The 18,130-nt window shown below is 61.6% G+C and carries 19 protein-coding genes; 9 read left to right on the plus strand and 10 right to left on the minus strand.

The features are described from left to right. Nucleotides 1-77 precede the first annotated feature (77 nt). The 6 genes from yidC to DTI93_RS01500 all read left to right on the plus strand — a co-directional run bounded on the left by yidC (nucleotide 78) and on the right by DTI93_RS01500 (nucleotide 7,427). A complete protein-coding gene (gene yidC / locus DTI93_RS01475) occupies nucleotides 78-1,862 on the plus strand; it encodes a membrane protein insertase YidC (RefSeq protein WP_249079412.1) in 1,785 nt (594 codons plus the stop codon). Beyond that, a complete protein-coding gene (yihA, locus tag DTI93_RS01480; RefSeq protein ID WP_408580063.1) occupies nucleotides 1,862-2,527 on the plus strand; it encodes a ribosome biogenesis GTP-binding protein YihA/YsxC in 666 nt (221 codons plus the stop codon). The genes yidC and yihA overlap by 1 nt, the downstream gene beginning before the upstream one ends. 72 nt (nucleotides 2,528-2,599) lie before the next feature. Next, the gene (gene argB, locus DTI93_RS01485; protein WP_043561420.1) at nucleotides 2,600-3,496 is read left to right on the plus strand and encodes an acetylglutamate kinase; all 897 of its coding nucleotides are present in this window, start codon (nucleotides 2,600-2,602) and stop codon (nucleotides 3,494-3,496) included. A gap of 54 nt (nucleotides 3,497-3,550) precedes the next feature. Continuing rightward, entirely contained in the window at nucleotides 3,551-4,381 is an 831-nt protein-coding gene (gene dapD, locus DTI93_RS01490; protein ID WP_081563016.1) for a 2,3,4,5-tetrahydropyridine-2,6-dicarboxylate N-succinyltransferase, read from the plus strand. A gap of 8 nt (nucleotides 4,382-4,389) precedes the next feature. Beyond that, nucleotides 4,390-5,535: a succinyl-diaminopimelate desuccinylase gene (gene dapE, locus DTI93_RS01495; protein ID WP_249079414.1), complete on the plus strand. Its 1,146-nt coding sequence runs from the start codon at nucleotides 4,390-4,392 to the stop codon at nucleotides 5,533-5,535. 113 nt (nucleotides 5,536-5,648) lie between these two features. Continuing rightward, entirely contained in the window at nucleotides 5,649-7,427 is a 1,779-nt protein-coding gene (locus tag DTI93_RS01500; protein WP_249079416.1) for a chloride channel protein, read from the plus strand. Between the two features lie 24 nt (nucleotides 7,428-7,451). Here the strand turns inward: DTI93_RS01500 and DTI93_RS01505 are convergent, their stop codons facing one another. Further along, complete coding sequence (locus DTI93_RS01505; RefSeq protein WP_249079419.1) at nucleotides 7,452-8,585, minus strand: AGE family epimerase/isomerase; 1,134 nt, start codon at nucleotides 8,583-8,585, stop codon at nucleotides 7,452-7,454. Further along, the gene (gene rfaE2, locus DTI93_RS01510; RefSeq protein ID WP_249079421.1) at nucleotides 8,582-10,072 is read right to left on the minus strand and encodes a D-glycero-beta-D-manno-heptose 1-phosphate adenylyltransferase; all 1,491 of its coding nucleotides are present in this window, start codon (nucleotides 10,070-10,072) and stop codon (nucleotides 8,582-8,584) included. Before rfaE2 ends, DTI93_RS01505 begins: the two co-directional genes overlap by 4 nt. Nucleotides 10,073-10,326: 254 nt before the next feature. Here rfaE2 and DTI93_RS01515 point away from each other — a divergent pair, with 254 nt between their 5' ends. Further along, the gene (locus DTI93_RS01515) at nucleotides 10,327-11,145 is read left to right on the plus strand and encodes a sulfotransferase (RefSeq protein ID WP_249079423.1); all 819 of its coding nucleotides are present in this window, start codon (nucleotides 10,327-10,329) and stop codon (nucleotides 11,143-11,145) included. A 13-nt stretch (nucleotides 11,146-11,158) separates the two neighbouring features. Here DTI93_RS01515 and truA read toward each other — a convergent pair whose 3' ends face one another. From truA to def, 3 genes are read right to left on the minus strand one after another with little or no spacing between them, the layout of a single operon-like run. After that, on the minus strand, nucleotides 11,159-11,950 hold the full coding sequence (gene truA, locus DTI93_RS01520; RefSeq protein ID WP_248630409.1) for a tRNA pseudouridine(38-40) synthase TruA: 792 nt from the start codon (nucleotides 11,948-11,950) through the stop codon (nucleotides 11,159-11,161). Further along, nucleotides 11,943-12,875 (minus strand): methionyl-tRNA formyltransferase, encoded by a 933-nt coding sequence (gene fmt, locus DTI93_RS01525; protein ID WP_081563022.1) that lies wholly within the window; start codon nucleotides 12,873-12,875, stop codon nucleotides 11,943-11,945. Before fmt ends, truA begins: the two co-directional genes overlap by 8 nt. Nucleotides 12,876-12,878: 3 nt before the next feature. Then, a complete protein-coding gene (gene def / locus DTI93_RS01530; RefSeq protein ID WP_052349200.1) occupies nucleotides 12,879-13,430 on the minus strand; it encodes a peptide deformylase in 552 nt (183 codons plus the stop codon). Between the two features lie 182 nt (nucleotides 13,431-13,612). Here def and DTI93_RS01535 point away from each other — a divergent pair, with 182 nt between their 5' ends. Both DTI93_RS01535 and DTI93_RS01540 read left to right on the plus strand, forming a co-directional pair. Further along, a complete protein-coding gene (locus tag DTI93_RS01535) occupies nucleotides 13,613-14,128 on the plus strand; it encodes an Hsp20 family protein (RefSeq protein ID WP_043560630.1) in 516 nt (171 codons plus the stop codon). After that, on the plus strand, nucleotides 14,115-14,378 hold the full coding sequence (locus tag DTI93_RS01540) for a DUF1150 family protein (protein ID WP_232317212.1): 264 nt from the start codon (nucleotides 14,115-14,117) through the stop codon (nucleotides 14,376-14,378). Before DTI93_RS01535 ends, DTI93_RS01540 begins: the two co-directional genes overlap by 14 nt. 46 nt (nucleotides 14,379-14,424) lie before the next feature. Here DTI93_RS01540 and DTI93_RS01545 read toward each other — a convergent pair whose 3' ends face one another. The 5 genes from DTI93_RS01545 to DTI93_RS01565 form a co-directional block, all read right to left on the minus strand. Further along, nucleotides 14,425-14,661 carry a hypothetical protein gene (locus DTI93_RS01545; protein WP_249079425.1) on the minus strand — a complete coding sequence of 79 codons (237 nt, stop codon included), beginning with the start codon at nucleotides 14,659-14,661 and terminating at the stop codon, nucleotides 14,425-14,427. Nucleotides 14,662-14,731: 70 nt separating this feature from the next. Next, the gene (lptB, locus tag DTI93_RS01550) at nucleotides 14,732-15,478 is read right to left on the minus strand and encodes an LPS export ABC transporter ATP-binding protein (protein ID WP_043560625.1); all 747 of its coding nucleotides are present in this window, start codon (nucleotides 15,476-15,478) and stop codon (nucleotides 14,732-14,734) included. Continuing rightward, a complete protein-coding gene (locus DTI93_RS01555) occupies nucleotides 15,475-16,404 on the minus strand; it encodes an LptA/OstA family protein (RefSeq protein WP_227449644.1) in 930 nt (309 codons plus the stop codon). Before DTI93_RS01555 ends, lptB begins: the two co-directional genes overlap by 4 nt. A gap of 7 nt (nucleotides 16,405-16,411) precedes the next feature. After that, the gene (gene lptC / locus DTI93_RS01560) at nucleotides 16,412-17,152 is read right to left on the minus strand and encodes an LPS export ABC transporter periplasmic protein LptC (protein WP_043560612.1); all 741 of its coding nucleotides are present in this window, start codon (nucleotides 17,150-17,152) and stop codon (nucleotides 16,412-16,414) included. Next, nucleotides 17,149-18,126, minus strand: coding sequence for an SIS domain-containing protein (locus DTI93_RS01565; protein ID WP_043560609.1), 978 nt, complete (start codon nucleotides 18,124-18,126; stop codon nucleotides 17,149-17,151). Before DTI93_RS01565 ends, lptC begins: the two co-directional genes overlap by 4 nt. Nucleotides 18,127-18,130: the final 4 nt, after the last annotated feature.

An 18,130-nucleotide genomic window follows, 5' to 3' on the forward strand; every position in this document is an offset into this window, starting at 1 on the left:
ATTGTTTTGAGGACGATTTTACGCCAGTGAAGAGGCAATCTACCCTTCCAGCATGAAGAAAGAGCGGCTCCAGCCCGATGGAAAGTAGCAAACGTATTATTCTGGCCGTCATCCTGTCGGCCATGATCCTGATCGGTTTCAACATCTTCCTTCCGCCGGACAGACACAAACCGGTGGAGGATCAGGGGTCTGCTCCGGCACCAGCGTCTGCCGTGCAGCAACCCGCTCTGGCATCTCCGGCGCCTGCTGGCCCTATGGATGAGGCGGATGATCACCAGGAACATCGGCTGAAGGTTACGTCATCGGATGTGCAGGGTTCCTTCAACCTTCGTGGTGCACGGCTGGATGATCTGGAGCTGACCCGCTATCGTGAGACGATTGCCAAGGACAGCCCTCTGGTCCGTCTGCTGGACAGGGCAGGCGGTGCCCAGCCGACCTATCTGGTCATTGGCTGGGAAAATGCTGCCGGGTTCACCACCCGTCTACCCAATGGCCATTCCCTCTGGCAGGTTGATGGGGAGCAGACCAGCCTGACGCCGGAATCCCCGGTCAGCCTGCATTGGGACAATGGGGCAGGGGTCCGCTTTCTCATTCATCTGGAGCAGGACCACCACTACATGGTGACGGTGCGGCAGGAGGTGGAGAACCATTCCGGCCAACCCGTGTCGGTCTATCCGTTCCAGCGTGTCCAGCGTGACTATCTGCCGGAGGATACCGGTTCCTTCACGGCTTATGAGGGGCCAATCGCCGTCATGAATGGCCGTCTGGCGGACAAGGGGTACAAGTCCCTGCGGACTGATGGCACCGGCCCGGACCATGTGTCATGGACAGACGCCGGAAAAGGCGGCTGGGGTGGCATCACGGATAAGTACTGGCTGACAGCCGTTGGGGCGGATGCGTCTGCCAACGTGCGCATCCGGTACAGCTACCTGCCGGAAGAGCACGGGTCCTATCGTGTGACCTTCACTTCGCAGGAGCCGCAGGTCATTCAGGACGGGGCCCGCCTCGGGCAGGGCAGTTACCTGTTTGCCGGGGCCAAGGAGCCGGGCCTGCTGCGCTATTATGGTCGTAAGCTGGGGCTGCCCCGTTTTGATGACAGCATCGACTTCGGCTGGTTCAGCTTCCTGACGAAGCCGATCCTGTTTCTGCTGCACTGGCTCTATGCGCATATCGGCAATTTCGGCCTTGGGCTGATGGCCATGACGCTGATCGTCAAGATTGTCCTGTTCCCGCTGGCCTCCAAGGCGGCGCAGTCTTCGGCCCGCATGCGCATGATTGCGCCGAAGGTCACGGAGATCCGTGAAAAATACAAGAATGATCCGGCAACCATGAACCAGAAGGTCATGGCCATGTATAAGGAAGAGAAGATCAACCCGGCAGGTGGATGTCTGCCCATGCTGATCCAGGCACCGATCTTCTTTTGCCTGTACAAGATGCTCAATCTCAGCATTGATGAGCGTCATGCGCCCTTCTTTGGCTGGATCAAGGACCTTTCCGTACCGGACCCGACCAATCTGTTCAATCTGTTCGGACTGCTGCCGTTTGATCCCACGCACATCTTCTCCTTCCTGCATCTCAGCATCTGGGGGGCGGCACTGGGCATCACCTTCTGGCTGCTCCAGAAGCACAGCATGGTCAGCATGGACCCGGCCCAGGCCCGCATCATGCAGTTCATGCCCATCGTGTATGTCTTCGTGATGTCCAGCTTCCCGGCGGGCCTGCTGGTCTACTACACATGGAACAACGTGCTGACTTTCCTCCAGCAGCATTACATCGAGCGTCGGACCAGCCTGCCCGTGCCGTTGATCGGTCGCAAAGGCAAGGCACCGCGCAAGGGCGGTGAGAAGAAGAAGGGCTCGTGATGGAGCAGATGCAGACAGTCCTGCCCAGCGAGGATGAGCTGGAGGAAGGCCGCAGACTTTTTTCAGGTCCCTGTGATTTCTTCTTCGGGGCGCAGACAATCGAGCAGCTGCCCCCGCCCGACCGGGCGGAGGTGGCGTTTGCTGGCCGCTCCAATGTGGGCAAGTCCAGCCTCATCAATGCGCTGACAGGCCGGAAGGCTCTGGCCCGGGCTTCGTCCGAGCCGGGGCGGACCAAGCAGCTCAATTTCTTCAATCTGGGGGGGAGGCTCTCCCTCGTGGACATGCCCGGTTACGGCTTTGCCAAGGCCTCCAAAGCGGTGAAGGAAGATTGGCAGAGGACGATGTTCGCCTATCTGCGGGGCAGGCCGAATCTGGCCCGCGTGATCCTGCTGATTGACGGGCGTGTGGGCCTCAAGGATTCCGACAGGGAGGTCTGCGACCTGTTGGACAGGGCCGCTGTGGTGTTCCAGATTGTACTGACGAAATGTGATGCTCTGTCGGCTTCCGCTCTGGCCACACGGCAGAAAGAGGTGGAGGCTTTGGCAAAGACCCATGCGGCGGCTTTCCCGCATATTGTGGCAACAAGCAGCACGACATCATTGGGGATTGCCGAGCTGCGTGGCATAATGGCCCGCTTTGCCGAGCCCGCCGGTACACGGCCCTGAAAAGTTTTTCTGTATAGTGAAATGCCCATGTCTTCTTCTGATACCTCTTCTACCGCTTTCCCGGATGCCCTGATGGCCCATGGTGGCCTGCTGAGCGACCAGCAGCAGGCTGCCGTCCTTGCCGGTGCGCTGCCTTATCTGCGCCGTTATGCTGGCGACACCATCGTGGTGAAGTATGGTGGCCACGCCATGGTCGAGAACAGCCTTGCCGCTACCTTTGGCCGGGACATTGCCCTGCTCAAGCTGGTGGGCATCAACCCGATCGTGGTGCATGGCGGTGGTCCGCAGATCAACAGCATGATGAAGCGGCTTGGTGTTGAGTCCCGCTTCATTGATGGCCTTCGTGTCACGGACCGTGAGATGATCGATGTGATCGAGATGGTCCTCTCCGGCACGGTGAACAAGCAGGTGGCCGATCTCATCAGCCACGCTGGAGCGCTGGCCGTGGGCATTTCGGGGCGTGATGGGCGTCTGATCCAGGCCAGCCGTCTTGTCCATTATCACCGGACGGAAGGAAACGGGCGGGAAGCGGTCGATCTGGGCTTTGTCGGCAAGCCGGAGCATGTGGACCCCCGGGTGCTGTATGCCCTGCTGGGGGCTGGCCTGATCCCGGTCGTGGCGCCGCTCGGGGCTGGGGATGAAGGTGAGATTTACAACATCAATGCGGATACGGCTGCTGGTGCGGTTGCCGGTGCCGTGCGGGCCTCCCGCCTGCTGATGCTGACGGATGTTCCCGGCGTGCTGGATGAGAATGGCCAGCGCATCGAGGAGCTGACAGCCGAGGAAGCCCGCCGTCTCATCCGGGAGGGGCACATCACGGGCGGCATGATTCCCAAGGTGGAGACCTGCCTCAAGGCCGTGCAGGCCGGGGCCAAGGCGGCCGTCATTCTGGATGGTCGGGTGCCACATACCTGCCTGCTGGAACTCTTCACCAGGGCAGGGCAGGGTACGCTCATCAAGGCGGACTGAGAGATGGGGCAGGGCAGCCTGCCTGGATTATGGTTGTAGAATAAGGAGCGTTTTATGGATCACGCAGAGCTTCGCAAGCAGATTGAAACCCTTTGGGAAGACCGTGCCAGCCTGTCCCCGCAGACGCAGGGTCAGGCCCGTGATGTCGTGGAAGCCGCTCTTGCCGGGCTGGATGACGGGACCTTCCGCGTTGCCGAGCAGCAGGAAGATGGACGTGTCGTGCATGAATGGCTGAAGAAGGCCGTCCTCATGTCCTTCCGCCTGTATGAATCCGAGCCGATGGCCAATGGCTGCGGTGGGGCTCCGGGTTTTGACAAGGTGCCGCTGAAATTCGCCGGCTGGGGCAAGGCAGAGTTCGAGAAGGCCGGGTTCCGGGCCGTTCCGGGGGCTGTCGTCCGCCGTTCCGCCTACATCGCTCCGGGTGTCGTGCTGATGCCGAGCTTCGTCAATCTGGGTGCCCGTGTCGAGAGCGGTACGATGATCGATACATGGGCCACGGTCGGCTCCTGTGCACAGATCGGCAAGAACTGCCATATCAGCGGTGGTGCCGGGATCGGCGGTGTTCTGGAGCCGCTCCAGGCCGCACCGGTCATCATCGGGGATGACTGCTTCATCGGTGCCCGTTCCGAGGTGGCCGAGGGCGTGGTCGTGGAGCGTGGCTCAGTCCTCTCCATGGGCGTGTTCCTTGGGGCCTCCACCAAGATCGTGGACCGTACGACGGGTGAGATCCATATGGGGCGTGTTCCAGCCTACTCCGTGGTCGTGCCGGGAACCCTGCCGCCGAAGACTCCGGGCGGGCCGTCCCTGGCCTGTGCCGTGATCGTCAAGCGTGTTGACGAGCGGACACGCTCCAAGACATCCATCAATGAGCTGCTGCGTGACTGAGTGACCTCATGAGCCATCCATCATCTCCTTCCAATCCCGTCACCCTGTTGCAGGACCTTCTGCGGTGCCGCTCCGTCACTCCGGCGGATGACGGGGCACTGGGCGTCGTGGCCCGGTCGCTGGAGATGATGGGGTTTGAGGTCACACGCCTTGCCTTCGGTCCCGAAGGCGGGCAGACGCCCAACCTCTATGCCCGGCTGGGGCAGGGCGGTCCCTGTCTCTGCTTCGCAGGGCATACGGATGTCGTTCCTCCCGGTGAGGGCTGGAGCTGCGACCCTTTCGCCGGAGATATCCGGGACGGGCATATCTACGGCCGTGGCACGGCGGACATGAAGGGCGGTGTCGCCGCTGCTCTGGCTGCCGTAGCCCGCAGGCTGGAGGCCGGACCGCTGAAGGGCAGTCTGGCCTTCCTCATAACGGGGGATGAGGAAGGACCGGCCCGGTATGGCACCCGTTCCGTGCTGGAATGGATGAAAGAACAGGGCGAGGCCCCGGATTTCTGCCTGCTGGGCGAGCCGACCAATCCGGCTGAAATGGGCGAGGTCATCAAGATCGGCCGCCGTGGCAGCATGAATGTGGTGATTACCGTCAAGGGCACGCAGGGGCATGTGGCCTATCCGCATCTGGCAGACAATCCCATTCACCGCCTTGTGCCGATCCTGCATGATCTGACATCCCGCACGTTGGATCACGGCAGTGACTGGTTTGCTCCGTCTTCCTTGCAGATCACGAGTGTGGATGTCGGGAATCCGGCCACCAACGTCATTCCCGCCACGGCACAGGCCCGGGTGAACATCCGTTTCAATGACCTTCATACGAGCGGCAGCCTGCGCAACTGGATTGAGGATGTCGTTGCCTGCCATGCGCCGGAGGCTGATCTTGATGTGGCTGTCAGCGGGGAATCTTTCCTGACGGAACCCGGTGCCGAGGTGGAGAAACTCTCCCAGGCCGTGCAGGCCGTGACGGGGAGGACGCCGAAGCTCGACACGGGCGGGGGAACATCCGATGCCCGCTTCATCACGCATTGCTGCCCCGTGGCGGAGTTCGGGCTTGTGGGGGCCACCATGCACAAGCGTGACGAGCATGTGTCTCTGGCTTCCGTGGAGCAGCTGACACAGGTTTATCTGGAGTTCATGCAGCGTTTTGGTGTCTGAGCTTCTTTCACAATGATGGATGTCTGGGAAACCCGCCCGTCTGAGGCGGGTTTTCTGTATACAGGGCGGGACTCTGTAGCACGGCCGATACTGGAAAGAGGAGAGAGCCCCGCATGTCCAGAGGGAACGGGTCATCACGGATGAGACTGCTGGCTCCTGCCATGCTGCGGTCCTTCGTCCGGCGTGACGGGCTGGGGCTGTTCCTGCTGGCCCTGCTGACGGGGGGACTGGCGGGCTGCTGTGTCCTGCTGATCAATGTCGTGACCCTCGGCCTGCATGTCGTGTTCTATGGCCTGCATAACGGTGGCAGACTGTCGGAACTGCCTGCACTGCCACTATGGCGTTGTCTGCTGGTGCTGGGCGGTGGTGGTCTGGCGGTTGGCGGGCTGAGTGCCCTGCTGCGTCGCTGGATGGAGCGGCGCCCGGTGGACCCGGTGGAGGCCAATGCCCTGCATGGCGGGCGCATGTCCGTCCGGGACAGTATCAGTCTTGCCGTGCAGACGGTCCTGTCCAACGGCGTGGGGGCCTCCATCGGGCTGGAGGCTGGCTATGTGCAGATATCCGCTGCTTTCGGTTCGTGGCTGGGGCGGGTCTTCCATGTCCGGCGGGAGGACATGCGGATTCTGGTGGGAGCCGGGGCGGCCGGGGCTGTCAGTGCCGGGTTTGATGCTCCGATTGCCGGAGCCTTCTATGCGTTCGAGCTGGTGCTGGGAACGTACAGTCTTGCCAATCTGTTCCCCATTGCGCTGGCGGCCATGGCCGGGCTGGGTGTCCGGCATCTCATGCGGATGGATGGCGGCCTGCCACCGCTGGTGACCAGCTGGCAGATGGGCTGGGCTGATGTGCCCGGGGTCAGCCTGCTGGCCCTTCTGTGTGCTCTCGTGGCCATTCTCATCATGTACTGCGTGACGCAGACCCAGGCGGTGTTCCAGAAGCTGCCTGTACCGGTCTGGCTGCGGCCTGTCGCTGGTGGTCTGCTTGTGGCCTGTCTGGCGGCACCTTTCCCCTCGGTCCTGTCGGCCGGGCATGGTGGGGTTGGGCTGGTGCTGAAGGGGGAGATCGTGCCGTCCCTGGCTCTTCTGCTGCTGGTCCTCAAGGCGGTGGCGTCGTGCCTGTCCATCGGGTCGGGTTTCCGGGGTGGCCTGTTTTTTGCCTCGCTGTTTCTGGGTGTTCTGGCCGGTGAGGCATTCGGGGCTCTGCTGGCTCCTTATGGTCTGGCCCCGGCTGATGGTCATGTCTGTTCCGTGTTGGGCATGGCGGCCATGGCCACGGCCATCATTGGAGGCCCCATGACGATGATCTGCATGGTGCTGGAAATGACGGGGATCATGCCGCTCAGCAGTGCCGTGGTGCTGTCGGCCACCCTGTCCCTGCTGACGGTCCGGAGGCTCTTCGGATACAATTTCGCGACATGGCGTTTTCACCTGAGGGGAGAGACCATCCGGTCCGCCGTGGATGTGGGCCGCTTCCGTACCCTGACCGTGCAGAAGCTGATGCGGGTACAGGTCCGCAGCTTTCCGGCGGCCATGACCATCCGGCAGGCACAGGCGCAGCTGACACTGGGGATTGAGGAGCGGCTCGTGCTGGTGGATGAGGAGGGCCGGTATCAGGGAATTGTCCTGGTGTCCGAGATCACGGCGGCCTGCGCAGGCGAGGAGCCTGTCTCCAGTCTGGCCTGTTATCGGGACATCATGCTTGAGCCGCACATGACCATCCGTGAGGCAGCCGACCTGTTTGCAGAGGCGGAAGCTGACGTGCTGGCCGTGGTGGAAGACCGTCAGTCCCGCCAGCTTGTCGGGCAGCTGAGCGAACGGCACACGCTGCGCTGCTACGCCGTGGAGCTGGAGCGCAGCCGCCGGGACCTTGCCGGGGATGGACGTTTTTCCGTGTGATGGTCCGTCCCCGGTGGAGCGGACTTATGGAGTGGTGCCGAGGATGGCCTGTCCGGCACTGTAGATGTGATAGAGGCTGCTGGCGGGCATGTGGTCCGTGGCAGTCTTGCCCTGCTCATCCAGCCGGTCGATCCACCCGCCATTGAGCGGGGCCGGGGCATAATGGGTGAAGAAGAGCTGGCTCATGGTGGCGAGCCGTTCCTGCCGGGACTGGAGATCCGCCGGACCATGCTGGGCCAGAAGGCGCATCATTTCGGTCTGGGGCCAGATGCGTGTGGAGGCTTCCAGCATCGAGCCATCATCCAGCAGGGCATCCGGCAGGAGAGGGCCGGGAGCGGTCTTCTGAAGGCGGTCATGGAGGCGCTGCTGCGCCTGACGGGCAGCAGCGGCGTGCCTGCCATCGGGGGCAAGACGGAGATACTCTCCCAGCAGCCAGCACCATTCCGCCTGATGGCCGGGTTCGACACGGTTCTGGCCCGCAGGCCGTTCCGGCTTCCATTCCGGCGTGAAGAATTCCAGCAGGGCATCCATTCCGGCCGGGATGAAGGAGTGCAGGGCCAGTTTCAGGATGGCATCGGCATGATGGAGGAACACCTCCCGACCCGAGACCTCGAAAAGTGTCAGACAGGCTTCCAGCAGATGCATGTGGGGGTTCTGGGAGTGCCGGTCCGACGTGGCAGGCAGGACATCCCGGTATCCGCCATGTGTGGAGGGGAAGAGCTGGTCGATTTCGGCCAGGCTGGCCTCAGCCCTGTGCAGCAGGGCGGGGTCTTTGCCCAGACGGTAGGCCCATCCATGGGCAAAGAGGATGAAGGCGTGGCCGTACAGGTCCCGTTTCGTGTCGGAAGGGGCCAGATCAGGCCCAAGGGCGAAGACCCAGCCTGCGCTGCTATCAGCCCGGTGATATCGCTGCGTGACATGGTCCAGCACCGTCAGGGCCTGCTCCCCGGCGTCGTAATGGCCGTTCAGGGCGGCCTGACAGTAGGTGGCGATCTGCCGGGCCTGCACCATCAGGCGGCGATGGGGCAGGGTGATGGGGGTGGCCTCAAAGGTCAGCCGTTCGTGATAGAGGCCTGCATCCCTGTCGAAACCGGCCTGGGACCAGAGGGGCAGAGCCTTGTGGAGCAGCCAGTCCTGCCATGTCTGTCTGTATGTCATTGTTGGGTGTCCTTTGCCGGGTGGCTGTCATCCATCGTCTGCACGATGCGGCTTGTGGAATGTCCGTCCAGCAGCGGGGCCAGACAGACACGCCCGCCATGCTCCCTGACGACATCACCCCCGATGACCTCATCTTCCCGGTAATCGGCCCCTTTCACGAGGACGTGGGGCTTCAGGGCGGAGATGATGTCCAGTGGCGTGTCCTCATCAAAGAGGACGACCAGATCGACATGCCGCAGGGCACGGATGACCGTGGCCCGGGCCTGTTCGGTCTGGAGCGGGCGGCGGGGGCCTTTCAGCCGCCTGATGGAGGCGTCGGTGTTGAGGGCGACGATCAGCTTGTCACCCTGGCTGGCGGCAAACTGGATGAGCGAGACATGGCCGGGATGGAGCAGGTCGAAACAGCCATTCGTCAGGACGACGGAGGCTCCGTGCCGTTTCCAGTTCTCCACGATGGCGCAGGCGTCGGGCAGGGGAAGGCAGGCTCCGCTGTCGGCGATTTCTTCCAGCAGCTTCTGGTGCAGTTCGTCCCGGGTGACAAAGGCCGTGCCCAGCTTGCTGACGGCAATGGCGGCGGCCGTGGTGGCCATGGTCACGGCGCTGGCCAGGGAGCGGCCACTGGCCAGGGCACAGGCGATCGTGGCGATGACGGTGTCCCCGGCCCCGGAGACGTCATAGACTTCTGAAGGATGGGCACGGCAGTGCAGCGGGGCGGCCTTCTGCTGCCAGAGCGTCATGCCTTTTTCGGAGCGTGTGAGGAGAATGTCGCCGCCCGTCAGCGGGGCGATGGCGGCGCAGGCCTGTTCCACCTCCTCATCATCCGTCAGTGTCCACGGGCGGCCTGCCGGGTGGGCGATGCCGGAGGCGGCAAGGGCCTTGCCGAGTTCCTGCCGGTTGGGTGTCAGCAGGCTGGCCCCCCGATAGGCGGAGAGATCGGCCCGCTTGGGGTCCACCAGAACGGGAATGTTCCGGCTGCGGGCGGCCTCCATGACGGCGTGCAGGACACGGTCGGAGAGGACACCTTTGGCATAGTCGGAGCAGATGAGAATCCGGGATGTTTCCAGTGCCTTCAGGGTGGAGGCGATGAGGGCTTCCTCGGTGGCCCTGGAGAAAGGGACGAGCTTTTCATTATCCAGCCGGACGATCTGCTGCCGCCCGCTGAGGACACGGGTCTTCGTGATGGTTGTCCAGCTGGCATCATCGACCAGACTGTCCAGCCTGATCTCCTGCCAGACCGAAAGGGCCTGACGGAGCGTTCTGGCCGCCTGATCCGTACCTACCACGCCGACCAGATGGACCGGATGACCGAGGGCGGCCACGTTCACGGCCACGTTGGCGGCTCCGCCGGGCGTGGACCGCTGGTGGCTGCTCAGCAGGACAGGGACGGGGGCTTCCGGCGAGATGCGGGTGACATCCCCGGTGATGTACTGGTCCAGCAGCAGATCACCCAGAATGGTGATGGCACCGTCATTCAGCGTGTCAGTCAAAAAACGTCCCTCCCTTCAGGAGACAGCACTGCCCGTGAGTGGCGTTCGGCAGCGTCCGTGGCCTCATGTCTGGAGGGGAAAGTTTAGGATGTTTTTACCGCTCTGTCGTCAGGGAAAGGGTCTTATCCAGCCCGGGAGAGGGTCTGCGGCACAATAAATAAATTTTTATACATTTTTTAAGTTGACAGTGGTAATTATGACACATACTCATGCAATACAGACTGAAACAAAAAAACAGGGCCGGGAAGTACGTAATGTCTCGTCATGTTTACTTTATATCCGGTCTTCCCCGCTCAGGAAGTACCCTTCTTAGTGTTCTTTTAGGGCAGCATCCTGACATTTACTGTGCAGAATATTCAACACCTGTCTGTTCTCTCATGACAAAGATGCTTTCCGTTATTTCAGAAGGTGAATATAAAACTGAATTCAGCGATGAAAAGGTCATGAATCTTCTTAAGAAGACAATGGATACATATCACGACATGCCATCAAGGCCGAATCTGGTCATTGACAATAACCGGGCCTGGTGCAGCAAGCTTCAGCTTCTGGACTATCTCTACCCTGATGCAAAAGTGATCTGCTGTGTGCGTGATCCTGTCTGGGTGATCAACTCCTTTGAGCGCATCATTGGCAGGGACCCGATGCTTTCATCCTATCTCGTGCCCGTGGAACATCGGGCCACGCTTCATCAGCGGGTGAATTATCTGCTGTCTCCTGCGGGGGCTTTCGGTTTTGCGTATCAGGCCTTGCAGGAGGCGTTTTTCGGACAGTTTTCGTCCAAACTGGTACTGGTTGATTATGACAGCCTGGTGACACAGCCCCTGTCCGTCATGCGTCTTCTGGAAAAGGAACTGAACGTTCCTGCTGCCACTTACGACATGAACAATGTCCGTTACACGCCTCCTACGGCATACGACAAGGCTCTGGAAACGCCGGGGCTGCATGAAATTGCCCAGAAGGTGGAACCTCAGAAGCATCCTCTCATATTGCCACCCGATGTCGTGAACCGTCTTGCTGGGGGTGCATTCTGGAGGGACAGAAGCATGAACCCGAAGTCGGTACGGATCATATGAAAACCAGCAGAGTTTATGGCCGGAAAGGATCATCCGGGTAGCCGACATCCATCAGGCATAGGCCATCGGGGGGAGCGGTGGGGCCAGCCTTGCAGCGGTCCCGGGCTTCCAGTACTTCTTTCACACGGTCCGGGTGCCACTGGTGATGGCCGACCAGAGCCAGCGTTCCGACCATGTTGCGGACCTGATGGTGCAGGAAGGACCGGGCCTGCACGTCCACATGGACATGGTCGCCGGAGCGGGTGATGGTGAGTTCATCCAGCGTCCGCAGGGCGTCCCGGGCCTGGCAGGCCGCCGCCCGGAAGGAGGTGAAGTCATGCCCGCCCAGCAGATGGTTGGCGCCTTCCTGCATGGCCTCGACATCCAGCGGGGCACGGATGTGCCAGACGAACCCTTCCTGCATGGCCGGACGGGCCGGACGGTTGAGGATGGTATAGCGGTAACGCCGCCATGTGGCGGAGAAGCGGGCGTTCCAGCCCTCGGGGGCCGGGGCGGCTTCCAGAATGGAAATGGGATGGGGCTTCAGATGGTAGCCGATGGCGTCCCGCACGGCCTTGCGGCTGAGGGGGGCATCATCGGGGAAGTCCAGATGGGCCACGAGTCCGGCGGCATGGACGCCTGAATCGGTCCGGCCCGCCGTCACGCTGCTGACCTTGCGGCCCTGCGTGAGATGCTCGGCGGCTTCCTCGATGAGCTGCTGGACGGAAAGGCCACTTTTCTGGCGTTGCCAGCCGACATAGGGCCGCCCGTCAAATTCGATGCGGATGGCCCAGCGGCTGATGCCGGGCGGGGCGGCGTCAGTCAAGGCGCATCCCTCTGTCCAGTTTCGTGCCACGGAGGAAGGCCTCCCGGTCCATCATGGCCCGGCCCGGTTTCTGGATGCGTTCGATCCGCAGGCAGCCTGTCCCGCAGGCAATGGTCAGCCTGTCATCCAGAACCGTGCCTGGAGCGGGAGCCGAGGCCATGAGGGCGGCAGTTTCGGCCTCGTCAGGCAGGCTGACGGCTCCGATGCGGTAGGTCTGCCCCTCCAGCAGCGTGTAGCTGCCGGGCCACGGAATGAAGGCCCGTACCTGACGTTCAATTTCCACGGCAGAACGGCCCCAGTCGATCTGCCCGTCCTTGCGTTCCAGTCTTGGAGCGTAGCAGCTCCGGGAATCATCCTGTGGAACGGCAGTTGGCTGTTCCTCCAGCGTGCGGACGACCAGCCGGGCACCGATCCCAGCCAGCCGGTCATGCAGGCTGCCTGCCGTGTCCTCGGGTGTGATGGGGGTGGCCTCGGAGAGAAGGACGGCTCCGGTATCCAGCCCCTTGTCCATCTGCATGATGCAGACGCCGCTTTCGGCATCTCCAGCCCGGATGGCGGACTGGATGGGCGAGGCCCCCCGCCAGCGGGGGAGCAGGCTGGCATGGATGTTCAGGCAGCCCAGCCGGGGAGCTTTCAGGATGGCTTCCGGCAGGATGAGGCCGTAGGCAGCCACGATGGCGGCATCGGCCTTCAGGCTCTGGAAGAAGGCCAGCTCCTCATCATTGTGGCGCAGTTTTTCCGGGGTCCGCACGGGAATGCCGAGCTCATCGGCCGCCTCATGAACGGGCTGACGCCGCAGGGCCTTGCCCCGGCCTGCGGGACGGGGGGGCTGCGTATAGACGGCGACAATCTCATGCCCGGCCTCGATCAGGCCGTGCAGGGCCGGGACGGAAAAATCCGGCGATCCCATGAAAACGAGGCGCATGGGTTATCGTCTCCGCTTCTGTTCCTTGGCCAGACGGCGCATGATCATGTTGCGCTTCAGGGAGGACAGATGATCGACGAACAGGATGCCATCAAGATGGTCGATTTCGTGCTGGATACAGGTGGCCAGCAGGCCGTCCGCATCCTGCTCGATGGTCTGGCCGTCCAGGTCACGATAGCGGACACGGATGGATTCCGGCCGGATGACCTCGGCATACTGGTTGGGGAGGGAGAGGCAGCCTTCCTCCCGCACGGCCAGGGTCTCGGTGGACTCGATGATCTCGGGATTGATGAGGACCATCGGTCGGCGGGGTTCATCCTCCCGGGCGACATCAACCAGCACGAAACGCTGGCTGAGCCCCACCTGCGGGGCGGCCAGACCGATGCCGGGGGCCTTGTACATGGCGGAGAACATGCCCGGCAGGGCCTCACGGAGGGCCGTCATGTCTTCCGGGCGGACCTCATGGGCCACCTGGCTCAGCACGGGCTGGGGGGCAACAAGGATTGATGTCGGGGCGATGTCATCAAGCCGGTCGAGAAACTCTAAATTTTTCATGGCAGACATGTTAGCGGCTGGCTGTGTGTAATGCCAGCCTGTTCTTTGATGCGGCAGGCCGGGGCATGGCGGGCCTTGCATCATGGTCTTTCCATCCTCATATCAGCGGGGACGGGCGATGCCTTGTGTAGGGTCGTTCGTCATCATTCACGTCTCGCTCCCTGAGGAGGCATTTTAGAGCCATGTCGTCTGGACGTCTTTTCACTTCCCCCATGTTTCTGGGGTTTGATCATCTGGAACAAATGCTTGAACGGGCATCAAAAACAGCATCGGATGGGTACCCGCCCTACAATATCGAACAGCTGAGCCGCACGGCACTCCGCATCACGCTGGCTGTTGCAGGTTTTGTCATGGATGATCTCCAGATCACCCAGGAAGACAACCAGCTCGTGATTCGTGGGCGGCAGGCGGATGACACGCAGGGGCGCGTTTTCCTGCACCGTGGGATTGCAGCACGGCAGTTTCACAAGGCCTTTGTTCTGGCAGAGGGAATCGAGATTGCTGGAGCCTGGCTGGATAATGGCCTGCTGCACATCGACCTTCATCGCCCGGAGCCGGAGGTGCGGGTGAAGCATATTGCCATCCAGCAGGGCAGTTCCGGGGGAGCCGTACGGGCCCCGGCACCACCAGCCCGTGATGTGGAGCTGGCCCGTGATCTTCCTCCTGTCGCAGAGGAGGAGCCTTTTGGCCGGGAATGATGAGAGGGGAGCCTCTGCCGACGCTGGGTTGGCAGGGGACATGCAGGTCCGGGCCCGTACCATGACGGGTGCGGAGCTGCGGGACTGGGGCATGAAGGAAGTTGCCTATTTCCGGACCATTACGCATGAAGGAGCCACGCTGGTGGCCATTCATGCAGCAGACGGTACTCCGGTCGGCATTGTCGAGGACGAGGACAGTGCCGTGGATGCCATTCTGGAGCAGGACATGGTGCCGACCTTCCTGCAATGAAGGGCCAGCCGTGGGGCTGTCCTTTTCTGACGGACGGAAGACTGGCTCATCGTTTGTTCTGTAAGCCGCAACGTGTCTGAATCCAGTCAAACAGCAGCCATAGGGGAAGGACTATGACGACCATGCAGGCGAGGTCGAGGAGGTCACTGTGTCCGATGCCCCAGTAGAGGCTCAGCTGGTGGGAGGTACGGTCCGAGATCATGCAGTACGTGACGAAAGAGCAGGATTGTGAACCTTTGAACAGGATTTTCTTCATGGCCTCCCCAGTATCCGGAGTGGACATGGGCACATCCACTTTTCCTGACAGATACTGGCAGCTCATTATGGCAGGGGTGTGAAAGAATTTTCTCCCCTTACAGGGAGAAATTTTCTCCCAGATAGACCCGGCGCACGTCCTCGTTGGCGACGATGGCTTCCGGCGTTCCTTCCATCAGGACACGGCCGCCATGAAGTATGTAAGCCCGGTCGATGACCTCCAGCGTCTCACGCACGTTATGGTCCGTGATGAGAACGCCGATGCCACGGTCCTTCAGATGGGAGACGAGGGCACGGATTTCACTGACGGCAATGGGGTCGATCCCGGCCAGTGGCTCATCCAGAAGGATGTAGTTCGGCTGGCTTGCCAGGGCACGGGCGATCTCGAGACGGCGACGTTCACCGCCTGAAAGGGCCAGGGCGGGTGAATGCCGCAGACGGGTGATGCCGAATTCAGCCAGCAGGCCATCCAGCATGGCCTGCCGCCTGTCCCGGTCTTTCTCGACGGCTTCCAGAGCAACAAGGATGTTCTGCTCGACATTGAGCCCTCGGAAAATGCTGGCTTCCTGCGGCAGATAACCGACTCCCAGCCTGGCCCGCCGGTACATGGGCAGGGGGGTGATGTCGGCACCATCAAGCGTGATGCTGCCCATGTCTGTCTGCACCAGCCCGACAATCATGTAAAAGCTGGTCGTTTTTCCTGCACCATTCGGGCCAAGCAGCCCGACAGCCTCGCCACGCTGCACGTGGAGAGAGACATCATGGACGACGGTGCGCTTTTTGTAGCTTTTGCCGATACCCCGGGCAGCCAGGCCTGGTTTCCCCTGATTTTCCTGCATGGTCATTTGCCTGCCTCATTGGGGACGATCAGCCCCTGTACGGGATCGCTGGAGCCGGAGAGCATATGGGAGACGCCGGTCTTCATGTTCACGATGGCCTGCGAACCATTGTTCTGGTTCTGCCCCTGCGTGACACGGACATGGCCGATCAGCCGGGCCAGCTCCGGTCCGGCCAGATAGACGCCACGGTCCCCGGTGGCGGTCTGCCGGTCCGTACGGATGACCACATGGCCCCAGCCATAGGCCCGGTCCAGATTGCCACTCTTCGCTTTTTCCCCACCAGCAGCCTGGCTGGCCCTGTTGGCGGCTTTCTGGGCATCGGAAAGTTCCACAGCCTGCATGACATCAGCTGTGATGCGTTTGCCGTCACTGGTATTGACGGTCGCTTCTCCCCAGCCAATGGAGGTATGGGTCTGGGGGTGATATTCCACAAGGTCCCGAGCTGTCATGAGCTGACGGGGCGTAGTGAATTTCATGGCTTTGCCCGTCATCAGCAGGACGGCCCTGTCAACATCGTACAGCCCGTGATCGCCCCAGCCCTGATTTTCCAGATTGTAGATATGGACATGGCCAAAGGCCTCAACACGGTACAGTTCCATGTCGCTGCTGCCACCATTTTTCTGGCTCTCATCAGTACTGGATGTGCCTGCGGCCTGCTTTTTCGGGCGCAGATAACCGATGAGTGTATCGGCATCGACAGTCATGTCGCCCCGCTGGGCACGGGCACCCCCCGTCAGGGTAACGGTCTGGCGGTTATGGTCGTAGATCTCTTCTTTCTTCCAGAAAAGATGGACGACCTGCCCATGGGCCTGATCCCCGGGTGTCGGGTCGGCTGCCAGAGCAGTGGGAGAGGGGGCCAGGGCCTCGGCCAGAAGAAAACCGGCAGCGGCAAGAAAAGCATGAGGGCGGGAAAAAACAGGGAGACGCATCATGCTTCCTTTATGGGCTTTTCGGCGTTGCGGGAGAAGAGGGGGCGGGTGATAAATCCTCAAAATGATCCGTACGTCCGGCACCGAGAAACTGGAGAGTCCCTGTCTGCTGGTCCATGAAGGCGCCTTCTGCATCCTGCGTGCCGAAGGGCCCTTCGGCATGGACCCAGTCATGCGTGGCGATGACCTGCTGGGGCAGGTCAATATCGGCTGAAGGGCTGTTCAGCAGGACGCCGTCACTGCGGTAGATCACGACATGGCCGTTCAGTGTCAGCGTCTGTTCGTGCTGGAGATACATGCCGCTATCCGCCCGGGCATGGACCCACTGATGATTGTGCAGCAGGATGTCTGCCTCAGGCTCGGTCATGTCGATGCGGTCCGGCTCGCTCTGGCGGGCAATGCGGGATGTGATGGTATAGGGGCGGTCCTGCGAATCAAGATCGTGGTAGGCGGCATGTTCCATCATGCCGCTATCCGTATGGGCATGACGCATGCTGGCCAGAATGGCGCTGTTCTGGTGGATCAGATGATTGATTTCCGGCCATATGGCGACCGAGAACAGCAGGAACATCGCAAGACCGGGGAGACCCCATTTGGCCCGCTTCAGCAGCAGGCTCCGTCTGGCCATGGCTTCGGCTGAAGGGGGCGTGCGCCGTCTGGCCATGCTTTCCTGTCGCATGGCATCCAGCTGGCGGGTCTTTTCCAGACGGTCCGGGTCAAAATCTTCCCGGTTGGGCTGCGGTGCGTTCATGAGAGACCTGCCCGCAGGAGATCATGCAGATGAAGAATCCCGACAGGGCGACGCTCTTCATCCAGAATGAAAAGACTGTTCACGGGGACAGGGCGGTCATTCATGAGGTGCCGTATGTCCTGAGCCCGCATGTCTGCCGTGCCTGTCAGGGGCGTGCGGTTCATGATCTCCACGGCCGTGGTGTTGTCGAGATCACGGTCCAAAGCGGGGCGGAGGTCACCATCGCTGATGAGCCCGGCAAGGCGGCCTTCGTCATCCAGAATGCCGATGCAGCCGAAACTCTTGTGGGTGATTTCCAGAATCACGGCACGGAGGGACATGTTTTCATGGCCCAGTGGCATGTCCTGCCCTGTATGCATGAAATTGCTGACGGGGCGGAGCTGGGCACCCAGCGTCCCTGCCGGATGCAGGAGACCGAAATCATGCGCATTGAAGCCACGGCGTTCCAGCAGGGCGATGGCCAGCGCATCCCCCAGGGCCAGCTGGAGCAGGCAGGAGGTCGTCGGGGCCAGTCCCATCGGGCAGGCTTCCGGCGCGGCAGGGAGGATGAGGGGAATCTGCACCGACTGGGCCAGTGTCGATGAGGCCCGTGTCGTAAAGGCGATCTGCGTGAGATTCAGGCGGGCTGCATGAAGCAGGACTGGCGCCAGCTCGTTGGTCTCGCCGGAATTGGAGAGATAGAGGATGACATCATCGGCCTCTACCATGCCGAGATCCCCGTGGGCGGCTTCGGCAGGATGAAGGAACAGTGATGGTGTTCCCGTGGAGGCCAGGGTGGCGTTGATCTTGCGACCGATATGGCCGGATTTCCCCATCCCTGTCAGGATGAGGCGGCCTTTCATGGACAGTATGGCAGTGAGAGCGGCTTCAAACCCTTCCTGCATGGGGCCACGCAGGCACGCCTCGAGCTGCTCAAGCCCCTGACGTTCTGTCTGGAGGGCACGGCAGGCGGTCGAGAGGGAAGATGAGGTCATGGAG

The organism is Parasaccharibacter sp. TMW 2.1884, assembly GCF_023337695.1.
GTDB lineage: Bacteria > Pseudomonadota > Alphaproteobacteria > Acetobacterales > Acetobacteraceae > Bombella > Bombella apis.

What these genes read in the sequence shown, in the direction of transcription:
- yidC (WP_249079412.1), top strand. Translation starts at nt 78, where the DNA reads ATGGAAAGTAGCAAACGTATTATTCTGGCCGTCATCCTGTCGGCCATG.
- yihA (WP_408580063.1), top strand. Translation starts at nt 1,862, where the DNA reads ATGGAGCAGATGCAGACAGTCCTGCCCAGCGAGGATGAGCTGGAGGAA.
- argB (WP_043561420.1), top strand. Translation starts at nt 2,600, where the DNA reads ATGGCCCATGGTGGCCTGCTGAGCGACCAGCAGCAGGCTGCCGTCCTT.
- dapD (WP_081563016.1), top strand. Translation starts at nt 3,551, where the DNA reads ATGGATCACGCAGAGCTTCGCAAGCAGATTGAAACCCTTTGGGAAGAC.
- dapE (WP_249079414.1), top strand. Translation starts at nt 4,390, where the DNA reads ATGAGCCATCCATCATCTCCTTCCAATCCCGTCACCCTGTTGCAGGAC.
- DTI93_RS01500 (WP_249079416.1), top strand. Translation starts at nt 5,649, where the DNA reads ATGTCCAGAGGGAACGGGTCATCACGGATGAGACTGCTGGCTCCTGCC.
- DTI93_RS01505 (WP_249079419.1), bottom strand. Translation starts at nt 8,585, where the DNA reads ATGACATACAGACAGACATGGCAGGACTGGCTGCTCCACAAGGCTCTG.
- DTI93_RS01515 (WP_249079423.1), top strand. Translation starts at nt 10,327, where the DNA reads ATGTCTCGTCATGTTTACTTTATATCCGGTCTTCCCCGCTCAGGAAGT.
- fmt (WP_081563022.1), bottom strand. Translation starts at nt 12,875, where the DNA reads ATGCGCCTCGTTTTCATGGGATCGCCGGATTTTTCCGTCCCGGCCCTG.
- def (WP_052349200.1), bottom strand. Translation starts at nt 13,430, where the DNA reads ATGAAAAATTTAGAGTTTCTCGACCGGCTTGATGACATCGCCCCGACA.
- DTI93_RS01535 (WP_043560630.1), top strand. Translation starts at nt 13,613, where the DNA reads ATGTCGTCTGGACGTCTTTTCACTTCCCCCATGTTTCTGGGGTTTGAT.
- DTI93_RS01545 (WP_249079425.1), bottom strand. Translation starts at nt 14,661, where the DNA reads ATGTCCACTCCGGATACTGGGGAGGCCATGAAGAAAATCCTGTTCAAA.
- lptB (WP_043560625.1), bottom strand. Translation starts at nt 15,478, where the DNA reads ATGACCATGCAGGAAAATCAGGGGAAACCAGGCCTGGCTGCCCGGGGT.
- DTI93_RS01555 (WP_227449644.1), bottom strand. Translation starts at nt 16,404, where the DNA reads ATGATGCGTCTCCCTGTTTTTTCCCGCCCTCATGCTTTTCTTGCCGCT.
- lptC (WP_043560612.1), bottom strand. Translation starts at nt 17,152, where the DNA reads ATGAACGCACCGCAGCCCAACCGGGAAGATTTTGACCCGGACCGTCTG.
- DTI93_RS01565 (WP_043560609.1), bottom strand. Translation starts at nt 18,126, where the DNA reads ATGACCTCATCTTCCCTCTCGACCGCCTGCCGTGCCCTCCAGACAGAA.